Annotated in this window: 12 protein-coding genes; 6 read left to right on the top strand and 6 right to left on the bottom strand. The window is 70.0% G+C overall.

All coding sequences use genetic code 11. The features are described 5' to 3' along the window. Positions 1 to 47 precede the first annotated feature (47 nt). The 5 genes from SPR02S_RS09845 (at position 48) to SPR02S_RS09825 (ending at position 5,635) form a co-directional block, all read left to right on the top strand. Entirely contained in the window at positions 48 to 1,445 is a 1,398-nt protein-coding gene (locus tag SPR02S_RS09845; RefSeq protein WP_019056782.1) for a condensation domain-containing protein, read from the top strand. Positions 1,446 to 1,769: 324 nt separating this feature from the next. After that, complete coding sequence (locus SPR02S_RS09840; RefSeq protein ID WP_019056781.1) at positions 1,770 to 3,089, top strand: ABC transporter substrate-binding protein; 1,320 nt, start codon at positions 1,770 to 1,772, stop codon at positions 3,087 to 3,089. Next, positions 3,086 to 4,039, top strand: coding sequence for a carbohydrate ABC transporter permease (locus tag SPR02S_RS09835; protein WP_019056780.1), 954 nt, complete (start codon positions 3,086 to 3,088; stop codon positions 4,037 to 4,039). The genes SPR02S_RS09840 and SPR02S_RS09835 overlap by 4 nt, the downstream gene beginning before the upstream one ends. Then, complete coding sequence (locus SPR02S_RS09830; protein WP_019056779.1) at positions 4,039 to 4,947, top strand: carbohydrate ABC transporter permease; 909 nt, start codon at positions 4,039 to 4,041, stop codon at positions 4,945 to 4,947. The genes SPR02S_RS09835 and SPR02S_RS09830 overlap by 1 nt, the downstream gene beginning before the upstream one ends. A gap of 4 nt (positions 4,948 to 4,951) precedes the next feature. Further along, positions 4,952 to 5,635, top strand: coding sequence for a DUF624 domain-containing protein (locus SPR02S_RS09825; RefSeq protein WP_019056778.1), 684 nt, complete (start codon positions 4,952 to 4,954; stop codon positions 5,633 to 5,635). On the opposite strand, the gene SPR02S_RS09820 is transcribed toward SPR02S_RS09825, so the two are convergent. The 6 genes from SPR02S_RS09820 to SPR02S_RS09795 form a co-directional block, all read right to left on the bottom strand. Next, the gene (locus SPR02S_RS09820) at positions 5,584 to 6,585 is read right to left on the bottom strand and encodes a glycoside hydrolase family protein (protein ID WP_019056777.1); all 1,002 of its coding nucleotides are present in this window, start codon (positions 6,583 to 6,585) and stop codon (positions 5,584 to 5,586) included. The genes SPR02S_RS09825 and SPR02S_RS09820 overlap by 52 nt on opposite strands. Before the next feature lie 30 nt (positions 6,586 to 6,615). Continuing rightward, a complete protein-coding gene (locus SPR02S_RS09815) occupies positions 6,616 to 7,896 on the bottom strand; it encodes a TRAP transporter large permease subunit (RefSeq protein ID WP_019056776.1) in 1,281 nt (426 codons plus the stop codon). Between the two features lie 3 nt (positions 7,897 to 7,899). Then, entirely contained in the window at positions 7,900 to 8,499 is a 600-nt protein-coding gene (locus SPR02S_RS09810; RefSeq protein ID WP_019056775.1) for a hypothetical protein, read from the bottom strand. Continuing rightward, positions 8,496 to 10,625 carry a hydantoinase/oxoprolinase family protein gene (locus SPR02S_RS09805; protein ID WP_019056774.1) on the bottom strand — a complete coding sequence of 710 codons (2,130 nt, stop codon included), beginning with the start codon at positions 10,623 to 10,625 and terminating at the stop codon, positions 8,496 to 8,498. The genes SPR02S_RS09810 and SPR02S_RS09805 overlap by 4 nt, the downstream gene beginning before the upstream one ends. Positions 10,626 to 10,723: 98 nt before the next feature. Further along, the gene (locus SPR02S_RS09800) at positions 10,724 to 12,322 is read right to left on the bottom strand and encodes an FAD-dependent oxidoreductase (protein WP_019056773.1); all 1,599 of its coding nucleotides are present in this window, start codon (positions 12,320 to 12,322) and stop codon (positions 10,724 to 10,726) included. Positions 12,323 to 12,360: 38 nt separating this feature from the next. Further along, the gene (locus SPR02S_RS09795) at positions 12,361 to 13,461 is read right to left on the bottom strand and encodes a LacI family DNA-binding transcriptional regulator (RefSeq protein ID WP_026150380.1); all 1,101 of its coding nucleotides are present in this window, start codon (positions 13,459 to 13,461) and stop codon (positions 12,361 to 12,363) included. Positions 13,462 to 13,725: 264 nt separating this feature from the next. On the opposite strand from SPR02S_RS09795, the gene SPR02S_RS09790 reads away from it, so the two are divergent. After that, on the top strand, positions 13,726 to 14,418 hold the full coding sequence (locus SPR02S_RS09790; protein WP_019056771.1) for a DJ-1/PfpI family protein: 693 nt from the start codon (positions 13,726 to 13,728) through the stop codon (positions 14,416 to 14,418). Positions 14,419 to 14,597: the final 179 nt, after the last annotated feature.

Genomic DNA, 14,597 nt, shown 5'->3' with positions numbered 1-14,597 from the left:
GTGCCCGGCGGCCTCCCGTGGGCAGGCGAACGGAGAGCCCTGTGCGCATGAGTGACCTTCAGCGGTGCGAGATCCGACCCGGACGACTCGTCGAGTGGACGCTGCACCCGACGGCCGTAGGAGCGGCGCGGGCCCTTCCGGACGATGCGCGGCCACCGGCGTACGTGCAGGAGTCCCACATCCGTACGGCGCGCTCGGTGCGCGAGGACGGGCTGTTCGTGCCGACCTGGCTCGGTACCGCCTTCGACATGCCGGGCCGGATCGAACTCGACGTGCTCCAGGGCGCGTTGCGTTCCTGGATGCTCCGGCACGAGACGCTGCGCAGCGGCTTCAGGTGGGCCGGTGACGAGATGCGCCGCTTCACCCTGGACGCCGACGCCGTGGCCCTGCACCGCGAGGACGTGGGGGAGTTCACGGACGCGGTGACGCTGACCCGGTACCTGCAGGACCGTTTCGATGTGACGGCGGACGCGCTCACCTGGCCGAACTTCCTTTTCGCGGCGGTCGTCCGGGACGACGGCACGAGCGTCTACCTGGCGTTCGACCACAGCAACGTCGACGCCTACTCGCTGCATCGCATCGCGGGCGAGGTCCACGAGCTGTACGAGGCCGGCCTCGCCGGGAAGGCCGTCGAGTCGGCGCCCGTCGCCAGTTACATCGATTTCTGCGCGGGCGAGCGCACGGACGCCGACCAGATCGACGACACGCACACCGTCGTCTCCCGCTGGCGCGAGTTCATCGCCCGCTGCGACGGCAAACTGCCGAACTTCCCCGTCGACCTCGGCCTCGACCCCGAAGGACCGCTGCCCACGCAGAAGTTCCTCCAGGAGATGCTCGTCGACGAGACGGACGCGGCGGCCTTCGAGGCGTACTGCCGCCCCTATGGCGGAAGCCTCGTCGGCATCCTCGCGGCCGTAGCCCTCGCCGCCCGCGAGATCAGCGGCCTCGACGTGTACCGCACCGTTGTCCCCTTCCACACCCGCGCCAAGTCCCGCTGGGCCGACTCGGTCGGCTGGTACGTGGGCGGCGCCCCGATCGAGATCCCCGTGCAGCACGCCACGGACTTCGACCACGCCCTGCGCATGGTCCGCGCCACCCTCCGCGAGAACCGCCCGCTGGCCCGCATGCCCATCGCCCGCGTCCTGCGCCTGCTGGGCGCCGACTTCCGGCCCACGTCCCCCGACCTGTACTCGATCGTCTCCTACGTCGACTCGCGCGCCCTGCCCGGTTCGGAGCGCTGGCAGGAACTCAAGGCGTACGGACTGATCCGGGTGTCGTACGGCGACCAGGTGTGCGCGTGGGTGACCCGGGTCCACGAGGGCCTTCAGTTCGCCTGCCGCATCCCGGACAACGTCATCGCGGACAAGAACATGCGGCTGTGCATGGAGCTGGTCCGGGAGCGGCTCGTCGAGGTCGCCCGGCAGGCGTCGGCCGTGCGTCTCTAGCTCCTCCCTGTACGGCTGTCAGGCCCTCCCCGTACGACCGGCGAGGCCGAATCGGACAGTGGGGCACGTGTACCGACCTGCGCACGCGTGCCCCATGTCCGAACAAACATGGTGCAGCACCGTTGACCGACCGGACGGACGGGATCTACGTTCTTCGCAAGGCGAAAGCGCTTGCCATACCCCCCCGCCGTTCATCCAGCACGGCCCGATGGGTCGCGCTCTCGTGCCATGTCATCCGTCCGTTCCCCCCCACGCTCTGCCGGACCGGGCAACAACTCCTGACCTCAGACAACGATGTCCACGCCCCACTCAGGAGGCATCGCCATGACGCCACCCAGTTTCCGGAGACGAGCTGTCCTCGGCGCCGCCGCGGGCGCCCTGGTCGCCCCCCTCCTCGCCGGCTGTTCCGACGGCGACGGAGCGAGCACGGCGGCGGGCGGGAAAGTGACACTCACCTTCGCCTGGTGGGGCAACGACGACCGCGCGCAACGCACCAACGCCGCCGTGGCCCTCTTCGAGAAGCGCCACCCGAACATCACGGTGCGCACCTCCTTCGCCGGCTACCCGGCGTATGTGCAGAAGCTCGCCACCCAGGCCGCCGGCGGAGACCTGCCCGACGTGGCCCAGCTCGACTACCGGCAGATATCCCAGTACGCGGGCAGCGGCACCCTCCTCGACCTCGGCCCCTACGTCAAGAACGGCACGCTCCAGACGGCCGACTTCGACAAGTCCCTGACCCGCACGGGTGTTTACGACGGCAAGCAGTACGCCCTCCCGATGGGCAAGGGCACGACCGGCATCGTCTACGACGCCACGGTCTTCAAGAAGGCCGGAGTCGCCACGCCCCAGCCGGGCTGGACCTGGGACGACTGGGCGGAAGCGGGCAAGAAGATCAGCGCGCTCGGCATGAAAGGCCCCAACGGTCATACCTACACCGGTCTTTCCGACCTCGGCGTGAACGAGGACGCCTTCGAGACCTGGCTGCGCAGCAGGGGCAAGGAGTTGTACGCCTCCGAGCACCGACTCGGCTTCACCACCGACGACTTGACCGACTTCTGGACGTTCACCGACAGGCTGCGCCGCGCGGGCGTCGTCTCGCAGGCCCGGGACACCGCCCAGATCGGCGGCGCCGTCGAGGACACTCCGATGGGACGCGGCATCGCGGCGACCGACTTCAACTGGGACGCCCCCTTTCTCGGCTACCCGCCCCTGCTCGGCGACCAGGTCCACTTCGCGCCGGTCCCCACGACCGACGGCAAGGTGGGCCAGTACTTCAAGCCGACCATGCTCATCGGCGCGGGCGCCGGGACCCAACACCCCAAGGAGGCGGCCGAGTTGATTGACTTCCTGCTCAACGACGCCGCCGCCGGCAAGATCCTCGGCGTCACCCGCTCCACACCCCCCAACGAGAAGATCGCCGAGTCGATAGGCAAGACCCTCACCGGCCCGGAGAAGGAGGTCTACGACTACGGCCGCACGATCGCCGCCCACGGCACGGGCGCGCCACCGATGGCACCACCCCGGGGCGATGTCGTCCTCCAGGTCTCCTTCCAACGTGACTACCAGCGCGTCTCCTACGGCATGGAGAGCCCGCGAGGCGCCGCCGAGGAGTATGTCGCCGAGGCGAAGCGGGAGCTGCGATGACCACCACGGCAACCCCACCGCCCCGCACCGCACGAGCCACCGCGACCCCACCGGAACAGCGCAAGCGCGGTCAACGCGGCGGCCCCGCCTACATCTTCCTCACGCCATGGATCCTCGGAGTCGTCCTCCTGACGCTCGCCCCCATGGCCGTGTCCCTGTATCTGTCGTTCACCGACTACAACCTCTTCGACCCGCCCAAGTGGGTCGGACTCCGCAACTACAGCGACATGTTCACCGCGGACCCGAGGTACTGGCGCTCGGTCGGCACCACCCTCCTGTACGTCGTGGTCGCCGTCCCCCTCAAACTCGCCATCGCGCTCGGCGTCGCGTTGCTGCTCAGCAACACCCGCAAGGCCAAAGGCTTTTACCGCTCGGCCTTCTACGCCCCGTCGCTGCTCGGCGCGAGCATGGCGGTCGCGCTGGTGTGGCGGGCCCTCTACAACGACGGCGGCACCGTCGACGAACTCCTGTCCTCCATCGGCATCCACACCGGCGGCTGGGTCTCCGACCCGCACCTCGCGGTGTTCGTCGTCGCACTGCTCTCCGCCTGGCAGTTCGGCGCCCCGATGGTCATCTTCCTCGCCGGGTTGCAGCAGATCCCGGCCGACCTGTACGAGGCCGCGGCGCTCGACGGCGCGGGACGGTGGCGGCGGTTCGTGTCCGTGACGCTGCCCATGCTGTCCCCGGTGGTCTTCTTCAACCTCGTCCTGGAGACCATCCAGTCCTTCCAGGTGTTCACCCCCGCCTTCGCGATCAGCGGCGGCAACGGTGGACCGGCCGACTCGACCGAGTTCTACACGCTCTACCTCTACGAACGAGGCTTCACCGCCTCGCACATGGGCTACGCCTCCGCCATGGCCTGGGTCCTGCTCCTGGCCATCGGCGCGGTCACGCTCGTCCTCTTCAGGACCTCGCGCTCCTGGGTCTTCTACGCCAACGAGGGGGCCTGATGGCCACGACCGTGCCCGACGTGAAGAGTGCCGCAGGCCTCAAGAACAGCTCCGGTCTCAAGAACAACTCCGGCCGCACGCGCACCGCGGCGATCGCGAAACACCTCGGCCTGGTGGCCGTACTCCTCGTCCTGCTCTACCCGTTGGTCTGGCTGTTCGCCACCTCACTCAAGCCGGCGAACGAGGTCCTCACCAGCCTCAAGCTGCTGCCCAGCCACATCGAGTGGTCGAACTACACCACCGCCCTCGACGGAATCAGCGGCGTCTCGATCTCCCGCCTTCTCCTCAACTCCCTGCTGATCAGCGTCGGTTCGGTCATCGGCAACGTCGTGTCCTGCTCCCTCGCCGCCTACGCCTTCGCGCGGCTGCGCTTCCGGATGCGGGGCCCGATGTTCGGCTTCATGATCGCCACGATGATGCTGCCGCACCACGCCGTGCTGATCCCGCAGTACATCATCTTCAACAAACTCGGCATGGTGGACACCTATTGGCCGCTGATCCTGCCCAAGTTCCTTGCCACGGAGGCGTTCTTCGTCTTCCTCATCGTCCAGTTCATGCGCGGCCTGCCGCGTGAGTTGGACGAGGCCGCCCGCATCGACGGCTGCGGACCGTTCCGTATCTTCTGGTCGGTCGTCCTCCCGCTGACCCGCCCGGCGCTGATCACCACCGCGATCTTCACCTTCATCTGGAGCTGGAACGACTTCTTCACCCAGCTGATCTACCTCTTCGACCCGGAGAAGTTCACGATCACCCTGGCCCTGCGCAACTTCGTCGACCAGTCCAGCACCTCCGCCTACGGCCCGATGTTCGCGATGTCGGTGATCTCGATCGTGCCCATCGTGCTGTTCTTCTTCGCCTTCCAGCGCTACCTGGTGGAGGGCATGGCGACCTCCGGACTGAAGGGCTGAGCCGATGAGTTCCCTCGCACCCCAACGCCGGGAACCCGGCGAGCTGTTCGGCCCCCGCTTCACCCTCTTCGCCGACATGCTCGCCGTCGGCGTGGCGGCGGCGGTCGCCTCCCTCCCCCTGATCACGGTTCCTACGGCGTTCGCCGCGGCCTGCGCCCTCCTTCGACGGTCGATCCGCGAGGACCGGCCGGTGAGTATGGGGGAGTACGTCGCCGAGTTCCGCGCGCACGGTCTTCGTCGTTCCGTGCTGGCGGGCGTGACGGTCTTCGCCGCCGTGACCTTGGTCGTCCTCGACCTCGCCCTCGCGAGGGCGGGCCTCCCGGGCGCCCGTCCGATGTCATGGGCACTGACCGCTCTCGCGGCCACGGGACTCGTCCTCACCCTGCGCGCCGCCGCCGATCCGGAGGTGGCGCGCGGCTGGCATCCGGCCCTGAACCGGGCCGCCAGCCGCTCCGCCACCGACCCGACGGGCTGCGCCCTGATCGCGGCGGCGGTCGGACTGTGCGTCGCCTTCCTTTGGATGCTGCCCCTGCTCGCCCTGCTGCTTCCCGGGCCACTGGCCTTTGCGATCACGGCAGTTGAACTGCGCGGAGAGCCCCCGTCCGACACGGAATCGGCAGGTGAGGACCTGTCCGGTCAGCCCCGGGCCACCGCGATGGACCCCGCGAGCCGCTCTCCCGCCTCGTAGACCATGTACGGGACACCACCATCCGTGCCGAAGGAAGGTGACGCGGAGCGGCCGTTCTCCGGGGCCGTACTGCGAGAGTTGTAGAAGACGCCGAGGTGGTTGCGCTTGCTGAAGTCGTTGCCGACCTCGGTGATCATGAGGTCGCCGCCGCTCTCCTTGTCCTTGTTGTAGACAACGTAGGTGCTGTTGTTCCGGTAAAGAAGGTGCGGGCCGCCGATGTTGACGGCGCCGACGTCGGTGTGCCGGACCAGAGGCTGCTGGTCGTAGGTCCAGGTGCGGCCGTCGGCGGACCAACCCCAGTGGATGTCACGGTGGTTGGTGGTGTTGTTCAGCATGAAGACCATCACGTAACGGGCGCCGCGTGCGGGCAGGTCCTGACGGAAGACCCGGGCGTACGACGTCTCCGTGGTGCCCGCCGGGAGCATGGACGCCGACAGGACGACCTTGTCGTAAGTGAAGTGGATGCCGTCGGCCGAGCGAGCGAGGCGGGTCGTGGTGTTCTCGCCGTGGAAGTACAGCCAGAACTCCTTGGCGTCCGCGTTCCACAGCACGTGCGGGGACGAGACATGGCTGACGGAATAGTACGGCGACCACTTGTTGGAGACGATCGGGTTCGACGGGTACTCCGTGAACGGCCCTTCCAGCGAGTTGCCGTAGGCCAGGCAGATCCCGCCGGGCGCGTCGTGCGGCGCGTAGTACAGGTAGTAGCGGCCGAGGGGGTTGGCCAGCTTGTCGTAGACGCCTCTGATGGTGGGGAAGATGATCTCGCCGGTGGGGTTGTACTTCAGCTGAGACGGCGTCAGAAGCGTGCGGACGTAGGCGTAGTCGGGGAATCCACCGGGCGCCGCGGCTGCCGACTGGGCGCCCAGGGACGTCCCGACGGCGAGGGCGGCTCCGGTGGCGGCGGTGGCGCGCAGGAAGAGACGCCGGTCGAGGTGCTGCTCGTGCATGGCGGGCTCCAATTCCGGAAGGTGTACGGCTCAGAGGTAGGTGGCGGCGGTGACGCACAGGCCGCCGAGGGCGACCGCCCAGACGTACGGCAGGGTGCGCACCATGACCTGTTGGGGAGTGACGCCCGCGTACTGGGCGCTCCACACGGTCTGAGTGCTGGTGGGGTCGGCGACGCCGAAGACCTGGTTGTACGAGGTGGCCATACCGAGGACGGCGACGGCGGGGTAGATGCCGGTGGCGATGAGGACGCCGGCGATGCCCGCGCCCAGCCCGAACACGTTGAGGGGGCCTCGGTAGAGGCACAGCGGGACGAGGAGCGTGAAGACGAGGACGAACGCCACGGGGTTGTGCGGACTCACCGCCTTGATGAGCGGTTCGAGTGCGTCCACCGTGCCGGGCAGTTTGACGGCCGCCAGCAGGATGCCGATGGCGATGAACAGGGCGATCGGCGGGGCGGCCACCTCGAAGCCGCCGTACAGGGTGCGCAGCAGCCGCTTGTTCATCGCGCCGGGCCGGGTCGTGGTGACCAGCGCGTACAGGACGCCCGCCAACAGCGAGGGGATGATGGCGAGTTCGAAACCCAGGGCGAGGACGAGCGGGACGGCGGGGGCGAGCAGCGCGTACCAGGGCGCGTCGCCCAGCTCCTCGCGTCGTGAACGGGGCTTCGTGTCAACGGACTTGAGCGACCAGGCGTGCTCGGTGCCACGTCGGCGCGTTTCTACGAGGACGAACGCGAGGGCGGCGGCCAGGGCGAACGGGAAGAGCTTCTCCATGAAGCCGCGCACGGTCGGGATCGGGAGCTCCAGCGCGGTGGAGAAGAACTGCCACAGCGGCAGCTCGAAGGGGATGCCCACGGCGATGCCCATCAGCACCGTGCCCGCCGCGGTCACCTTGGGCACGCCGACGGCGATCATCGCGGGGATGCCGATGATGCCCGCGAGCATCGCGGCGGGCGCCGAGCCGGTCACCGTACCGACGAGTGCGGACACGGCGAGGACACCGAGGGCCACCACGGTCGGACGGTCACCGCCGAACTCGACGATCTTGCGGACGAGGGTGCCCGCGATGCCGGTCTCGTCGAGGAGCTTGCCCAGCCAGGACCCCAGAATGATCGCGATCATGGTGGCGGCCAGGGTCGGCGCGCCCTCCTGGAGAACGGTGTCCAGCACACTGTTCTTGCCGGTGAACGGTGCCCCGGCGAGGAAGGCGATGACGACGGCGAGCAGCACCAGCGCGAAGGCGGTGGGCAGTCTGCGGGCGAGCATCAGGGCGACACCGGCCGCCATGACGAGAAGGATGACGACACCCATGGGTCACTTCTCTCTTCCGGGCCGGGGGAGTACCGCACGCAGTGCGGCGGTGAGGAGCAGGGGGCTGCGGCCGAGTCCGCAGACGGTTCGGGCGTAGGCGTGCGCGGCGACCTCTTCCGCACCGGCGACATGACCGGCCACGCGGTGGCGTCCGAGGCGCAGCACGGTGTGCCCGAGCGCCTGCTTGAGCGCGGCCTTCTCGGGTCCGTGGTGGAGGCGGGCGTGCACGGCCTCGTGGGCGAGCGCGGCCGCGCGCACCGACCCCGGCGGGTACCAGGCACGCCAGCCACGGGCATCGACCAACTCCTCGGCGAGAGCGAGCGTGTCGGTGTACAACTCGACCGTCGGGGGCCGTGACGTGTAGCGGGCGAGCAGCATCGACTCCAGGCCGCCGTCCCGCTCGACCACGCGCGCGGCGGAGGGGACGGGGGCGAGTCGAGCCCCGAACTCGTCGGCCCTGCACGCCCATTGGCGCAGCAGGCCAAGATCCCGGCCCTCGTGAGTGGGCGTGGCCGCCAGCAGCCGGACGCCCCATTCCGTGTCGTCCACGGATGCGAGATCTGCCAGCTCCTGCTCCCGGATGGTGGGTTCAGTGGCCGTCATGACCGCACCTCCAGCACCGCGACCACCGGCTCGTCGGCCGCGCGGGTCCGCAACTCGCTGTGGGCCAGCGCGAGTAGGGGCTGAGGATCGAGGACGCCGGACAGGTCGGCGATGCGGGAGCCGAGCAGCAGCCGCAGGGCGGGAGCGCGTACCCCGCCGTCGCCGTACGAGGTGGCCTCGCCCACCAGCCGGGCGAGCACCTCCGGGGCGCCTGCCACGGTGGTGGTCTCCACGCGGGCGTCGGCGGAGTGATGGCGTACGACGCCGTCGACGTCGACGATCCGAATGGGGTGCCGGGCCGGCCGCAGGCGGCGGCGCGTCTCGGTGCCGTAGACGGTGTGGGCGGCGGTGCCCGCAAGGACGTGGACCGCCGCGGGGTCGGTCTTGAGACTGGCCGCCGCGGCGTGGAGCCGCTCGGCGTCGTCGGCGCGGTGGGAGCGGTCCTGGGTGCGCAGTTCGGTGGCGCCGGTCGCGACCGCGCGCACGGTGCTGGTCTGCGGATCCACGGTGACCTCGACCTCGACGCCTTCGGCGGCGGCGCCCTGCGCGACGACCGCCCGCTCCGCCTCGGCCCGGACAGCGAGGATCTGCTCCTGCGTGGCGCCGGGCACGATCCGCTCGACCTGTTCCCGTACAAGCGCGAGGGCGACGCCGATGGGGCTGATGACCTCGTTGTTGCGGGCGATCCGCCCATCCATCCCGCTGGTGTGGGCCAGATACGGGGTGACGGATGCGGCACCGCCGCCCCCGCCGACGAGAACCGCCGTGTCCTTGTCGAGGCGGTAGTCGCGCATCATGGCGTCCACCACCGTCTTCACCTGGGCGACGCCCGCGTCGAGGATCCGCGTCGCCGCCGTCGCGACGTCGGTGCCGAGATACGCGGCCAGCGGCGCGATCGCGGCACGCGCGCTCTCGGGATCACAGTGGGCGAAGTCGCCCTCGGGGACGCGGCCGAGGGCATTGGCGGCGCAGGTCATGGTGACGGCGAACCGCCCGCCCGCCGTATCGATCACGGCGTAGTCGGCGGGGTCACCGTCCATCGGCCGGACGGTGTCCACCTTCGCGTCGCGCAGCTGGTCGGTGGAGGCGAAGCAGGCGTACGGCAGCCCCGCGATGTGCGCGCTGCGCGGCCCCACGCCCGTCACCCGACCGCCGCCGATCCGCACCATGGAGCCCCCGCCGACGCCGACCGTGCGCACATCGAGCGCGTTCAGATACGAGGTCTTGCCGAGGATGGTGGCGTGCCGGACGGCGACCTTGCCGCGGCGCACGACGCTGATATCGGTCGACGTGCCTCCGGTCTCCAGGAACACGCCTTCGCTCACCCGCTCCTGCATCAGGGCGCCCGCGACTCCGGCGGCCGGTCCCGACAGGACCGTCAGGAGCGGTCGGCGGCGCATCTCGTCGAGCGCCATCACACCGCCGTCGCAGCGCATCACCATCAGCGGCGCGGTCACACCCGCCTTGGTGATGGAGGCGTCGACGAGGTCGGCGGTGGCCAGCATGCGGGGCAGGATCGCCGCGTTGACCACGGCGGTACGGGTGCGCTTGTGCAGCCCGTACAGCGAGGTGATCTCGTGCGCGGCGGTCATCGGCAGCCCGTACGGCCGTGCCGCGTCCAGGACCGCCTGCTCGCCCTCGGGGCGGTCGACGCTGAACGGCTGGCTGGCGACGAGGACTTGGGCACCTTCGCCCTTCAACTCTTCGACTGCGCGCCGGACGGCTGCCGTGTCCTGGGGGTCGGGGACATGGGCGTAGGCCAACGGAAGCCTTTTGCCGGGGGTGAGTTCGACGTTGGCGAACGAAGCGAGGCGGCGGGTGAGCACCGCTCCGGGGCCGGTCCCGATGCCGATCAAGCCGACGGTCGCCACGTCGCCCTCCAGGAGGGCGTTGGTGGCCTGGGTCGTGCCGTGCGCCAGGAAGGTGACGTCGGCGGGGGAGCGGCCGGTCTGCTCCAGGAGCCGATCGAGCGCGACGACGATGCCGTGCGCGACGCCGTCCTCGTGATGGTGGGTGGTGGGGACCTTGACCTGCCCCAGGAGTTCGAGGGTCGTGGCGTCCACGGCCACGGCGTCGGTGAAGGTTCCGCCCACGTCGATGCCGACGCGGATGCGGGGTGTGTTCATATCCGTGCACCTCCTTGTGCTGGATCGGTTCGCGCGGGCGGTCACCGGGCGGGGCGGTAGGAGCGCCTCGCCCGAACTCCCCTCCACGCGGGGGTAGTTCAGTAGCCGCGTACGTCCGGCCAGTGGCGTTGCACTCCGTCGCGGTCGAGCAGCCGCGCGAACTCCTCGAACCGCTTGCCCTCGGCCTGCACCTGGTGCGGCTCGACGTCTTCGGCGACACAGTGCGCGGCCAGGGCACCGGCGACCTCGCCGACGTTCCACTCCACGGGGTGGAGCCGGTAACAGCCGTTGGTGATGTGCGTGGTGCCGATGTTCTTGCCGGCCGGCAGCAGATTGCGCACCCGGCGCGGAACGAGCGCGCCGAGCGGGATCTCGAACGGCACGGACCCGATGTCGATGTATCCGTCGCCGCCGGTCGAGGGATGCAGGTCGATGCGGTAGCTGCCGACACCGACGGAGTCCCGGTGCCGGATGCCGCCGTACGGGCCGACCAGGTCGATCGCCACGTCCTGCTCGGTGACCATGGTGACCGCCTTGATACGGCGGGACTCGCGGACGTACGCCGCCTTGGCCAGACCGTCCGCCGTGCCGGTCACGTCCGGGCGGATCCGCAGGCCCGGGAAGCCGGTGCCGCCGTCCCCGCGTGGTGCCTCGGTCTGGAGCCAGTACAGCAGCGACAGCGACAACTGCCGTGCCTCGCGCAGTGCTTCGGCCTTCTGGCCGATGTACGGCTTCAGCCAGTAGTCGTTGAGCGGCCAGTTGACGAGCGTGATGTCGGAGTCGAAGGCGCCCGGCACGTGCATCTTGCGGGCGAGGATGCGACGGAAACCCCACAGCTCCTTGTCGCCGGCATCGGCACTCTGATCGGCCGAGACGCCGAGCGGATCGAGATCCGGATTCGGTACGAGGGTCCGCGGCACCGGCTCCAGCGTGCGCGGGTCGGGCGCCTCGAAACCGAGCAACGGGCCCGGCCAGAACGAGGGTTGGTAGGTGCGCCAGAAGCCGTAGTCCTGCGGGCGGTCGATCGTGTGGTCCTCGCCCTCGTGGTGGGAGAGCGCGAAACAGACCGTGATGCCCTGCTGGTTGAGAGGTTGAGCCTGGTCCGGGGCGTGCGGCTCGTCGAACTCGGCGCGCGCCTCGGCCCCGTTGGCGTGCTCGAGGCCCGCGAGATGGAGGAGTTCGCCCGTCTCGGTGGCGTCCAGGACGTAACGCGCGGTGAGGGTGCGACGCGTCCCGTCGCGCAGGTCCTCCAGCGTGACCGACCGCACGACATCGTTGTCCGACTCGGCGGAGACCGGCCGGTGCTCGGTGAGTACGGTCAGTCGTCCCGCCGTGCGGTGGGGCGCGAGCATCCCCTCCAGGACGGCGAGGGCGACCCTCGGCTCGTGGCAGAGCTTGCTGACGCGGCCCGCTCCAGGGTTGAGGTCGGTGAGCGCCAAGGCCTCGGCCCGTAGCGGGTACCAGTGGCGGTAGTACCGCCGGATCTCCTCGCGCAGCCGCCGGTACGAGGCGGTCGTGCCGAACCGCTCGACCCACGGATGCTCGTCCGGCGGTACGGCCTGGCTGGTGAGTTGGCCGCCGATCCAGTCCGTCTCCTCGGTGAGCACCACGCTGCGCCCTGCCCGGCAGGCGGCGAGTGCGGCGGCGACGCCACCGAGACCGCCGCCCACGACGAGGATGTCGGCTTTGGGTATCACGCTTCTCCTTTGATCGGGGAGGGGAGTCCGGACCGTGTTCAGGCACGGGCACGCGGCGGTCCGGCCGTCAGACCCGGTCGGAAGACACAGCTGACGAGCGGCTCTCGCGCCTCCTCGCCCGCGACGAGCGCGGCCAGCAGACGTACCGCCGCGGCGCCCAACTGCGGCCGGGGGATGTCGAATCCGGTCGGCTCGGGCTCACCCGCCAGATCGGCGGGCGGGTTGCCGAGCAGCGCGAGCGACACCTCCCCGGGACAGTCCAGACCGGTCTCGCCCACGGCGGAGAGCAGCCCCCGCCAGGCCGCCCCGGTGTCGGTCTCCTCCGCGACGAAGGCCGTCACGCCCTCGCCGACCCAGGCGCGCAGCCGTTCGGGCGTGAGGTCCCGCTGCGGATCCGCGGACCGGAAGACGGCCGTGGGCCCGGAGGCAAGGCCCGCCGCCTCCAGCCCTTCCAGGAAGCCGCGTTGACGGTCCGCCGACGCGGGCGCGTCGTCGTCCTCACGGACGAGCACGATCCGCCGATGCCCCAACCCGGCCAGATTGCTTATGACTTCACGCGTGGCCTCGACATAGTCCGCGCCCACCCACGCCAGGCCCTCCAACTCCTCGCGGCGGCCGAGGTGTACGACGGGGAAGCCGTCCTCGACCAGCCGCTTGAGCTCCGCCCGGGGGGTGTGCCGACCGAGGAAGAGACATCCGTCGGCGAGCCGGACCCGGCTCAGGGCGTCGGGACCCGCGGCCCCCGCGCCGCCGCTGCTCGACCCCGTGAACAGCACCAGGTCGTACCCGAGCGCCGCCGCCTCGCACTCCACACCGACCAGGAACGGGTAGTACGAGTGCTGTACCTCGGTCGGGAACGTGGCGGTGAAACTGAAGACGCCGAGGAGGTTGTTGCGGGCAGCGGCCAGGCGCCGGGCGGCCGGGTCCGGGACGTAGCCGAGGCTGCGGGCCGCCTCCAGGACCCGCAGGCGGGTCTCCTCGGAGATGACCCGTCCCTTGGCATCGGGCTTCGGGGAGAGCACCAGCGACACGGTCGCCTGCGACACCCCCGCCAGCCGAGCCACCTCGGCCTGCCGGGGCCGTGAGGTACGCCCGGCGGGAGCGGGCGTACGTCCGGGCCGCTTCCTGTGTTCCTCCACAGCGGTCTCTCTCCTCCAGGGCAGGGTCCTGCGCGATCGGTGACGCTCGTTAATGCGTATTACGTAATGCGCATTAACGAGAGACTGTGCGCTCCTCCACCCCATGGGTCAAGCCTTGCGACAGAAGTTTCCGTGCGGTCGGTTCGGCGTGGCGAGATCCCGTCGGACCCTGTCACCGATCCCTCTGGTTGCCTCCCACACCTCGCTTCTACCGTCGGGGACAGGCCGGTGATCACCGGCAGCTCCTACGACGGAAGACGCCACATGCACGTCCAGATCGTTCTGTTCGACGGCTTCGACCCGCTTGATGTCGTCGCTCCCTATGAGGTCCTCTACGCAGGCGGCACCGCCTCCGACGGCGCCGTCACCGTGGAACTGGTCTCGGCCGAAGGGCCCCGGGACGTCGTCAGCGGTACCGGCGGCCTGATGTTGCGGGCCACCGGCACGCTCGACCCCGCCCGCTCCGGCCTCGTTCTCGTGCCGGGGGCCTCCGGCCGGGTCGGGGAGCCGGGCGAGGTGCCCGACACCGACGGCGAGAGCGCGTCGGCGTGGCAGCAGGACGAGTTCATCCCCGTCCTCCTCGGACGCACCCTGACCACCGAACTGCCCGGGCTGCTGAAGGCCGCCATGGACAATCCGCGGATCACCATGGCCGCGGTGTGTGGCGGCTCGCTGGTCCTCGCCATGGCCGGACTCATCGAGGGACGCAACGCCACCACCCACCACTTGGGCCTCGACATGCTCGAAGCCACCGGCGTCCACGCCGTCCACGCCCGTGTCGTCGACGACGGCGACCTGGTCACCGGCGCCGGCGTCACCTCCGGCCTCGACCTGGGCCTGTATCTGCTGGAGCGCGAGATCGGTCCGCGGGTCGCGCATGCCGTGGAGGAACTGTTCGCACACGAACGCCGCGGCACCACCTGGCGCGCACACGGCCAGGCCCCCGCTGCCCTGTAACACCCGATCGGCATCTCCCGACCGACCCCACCACAAGGAAGAGCCACTCATGACCGTCGAAGGCGTCTGGGACCTGACCATCGCCACACTCGTCGGCCGCATCAAGCCCGTCGTCGAACTGATCCGGAATGGCGGCGAGTTCACCGGAGTCGCGCACGGCGCGGGCGAGGAAGTGCCCC

This window comes from Streptomyces prunicolor NBRC 13075, assembly GCF_000367365.1.
In the GTDB taxonomy this organism is placed as follows: domain Bacteria; phylum Actinomycetota; class Actinomycetes; order Streptomycetales; family Streptomycetaceae; genus Streptomyces; species Streptomyces prunicolor.
The sequence above is the reverse complement of the archived record's forward strand: the minus strand, read 5'-3'. Positions and strand labels throughout refer to the sequence as shown.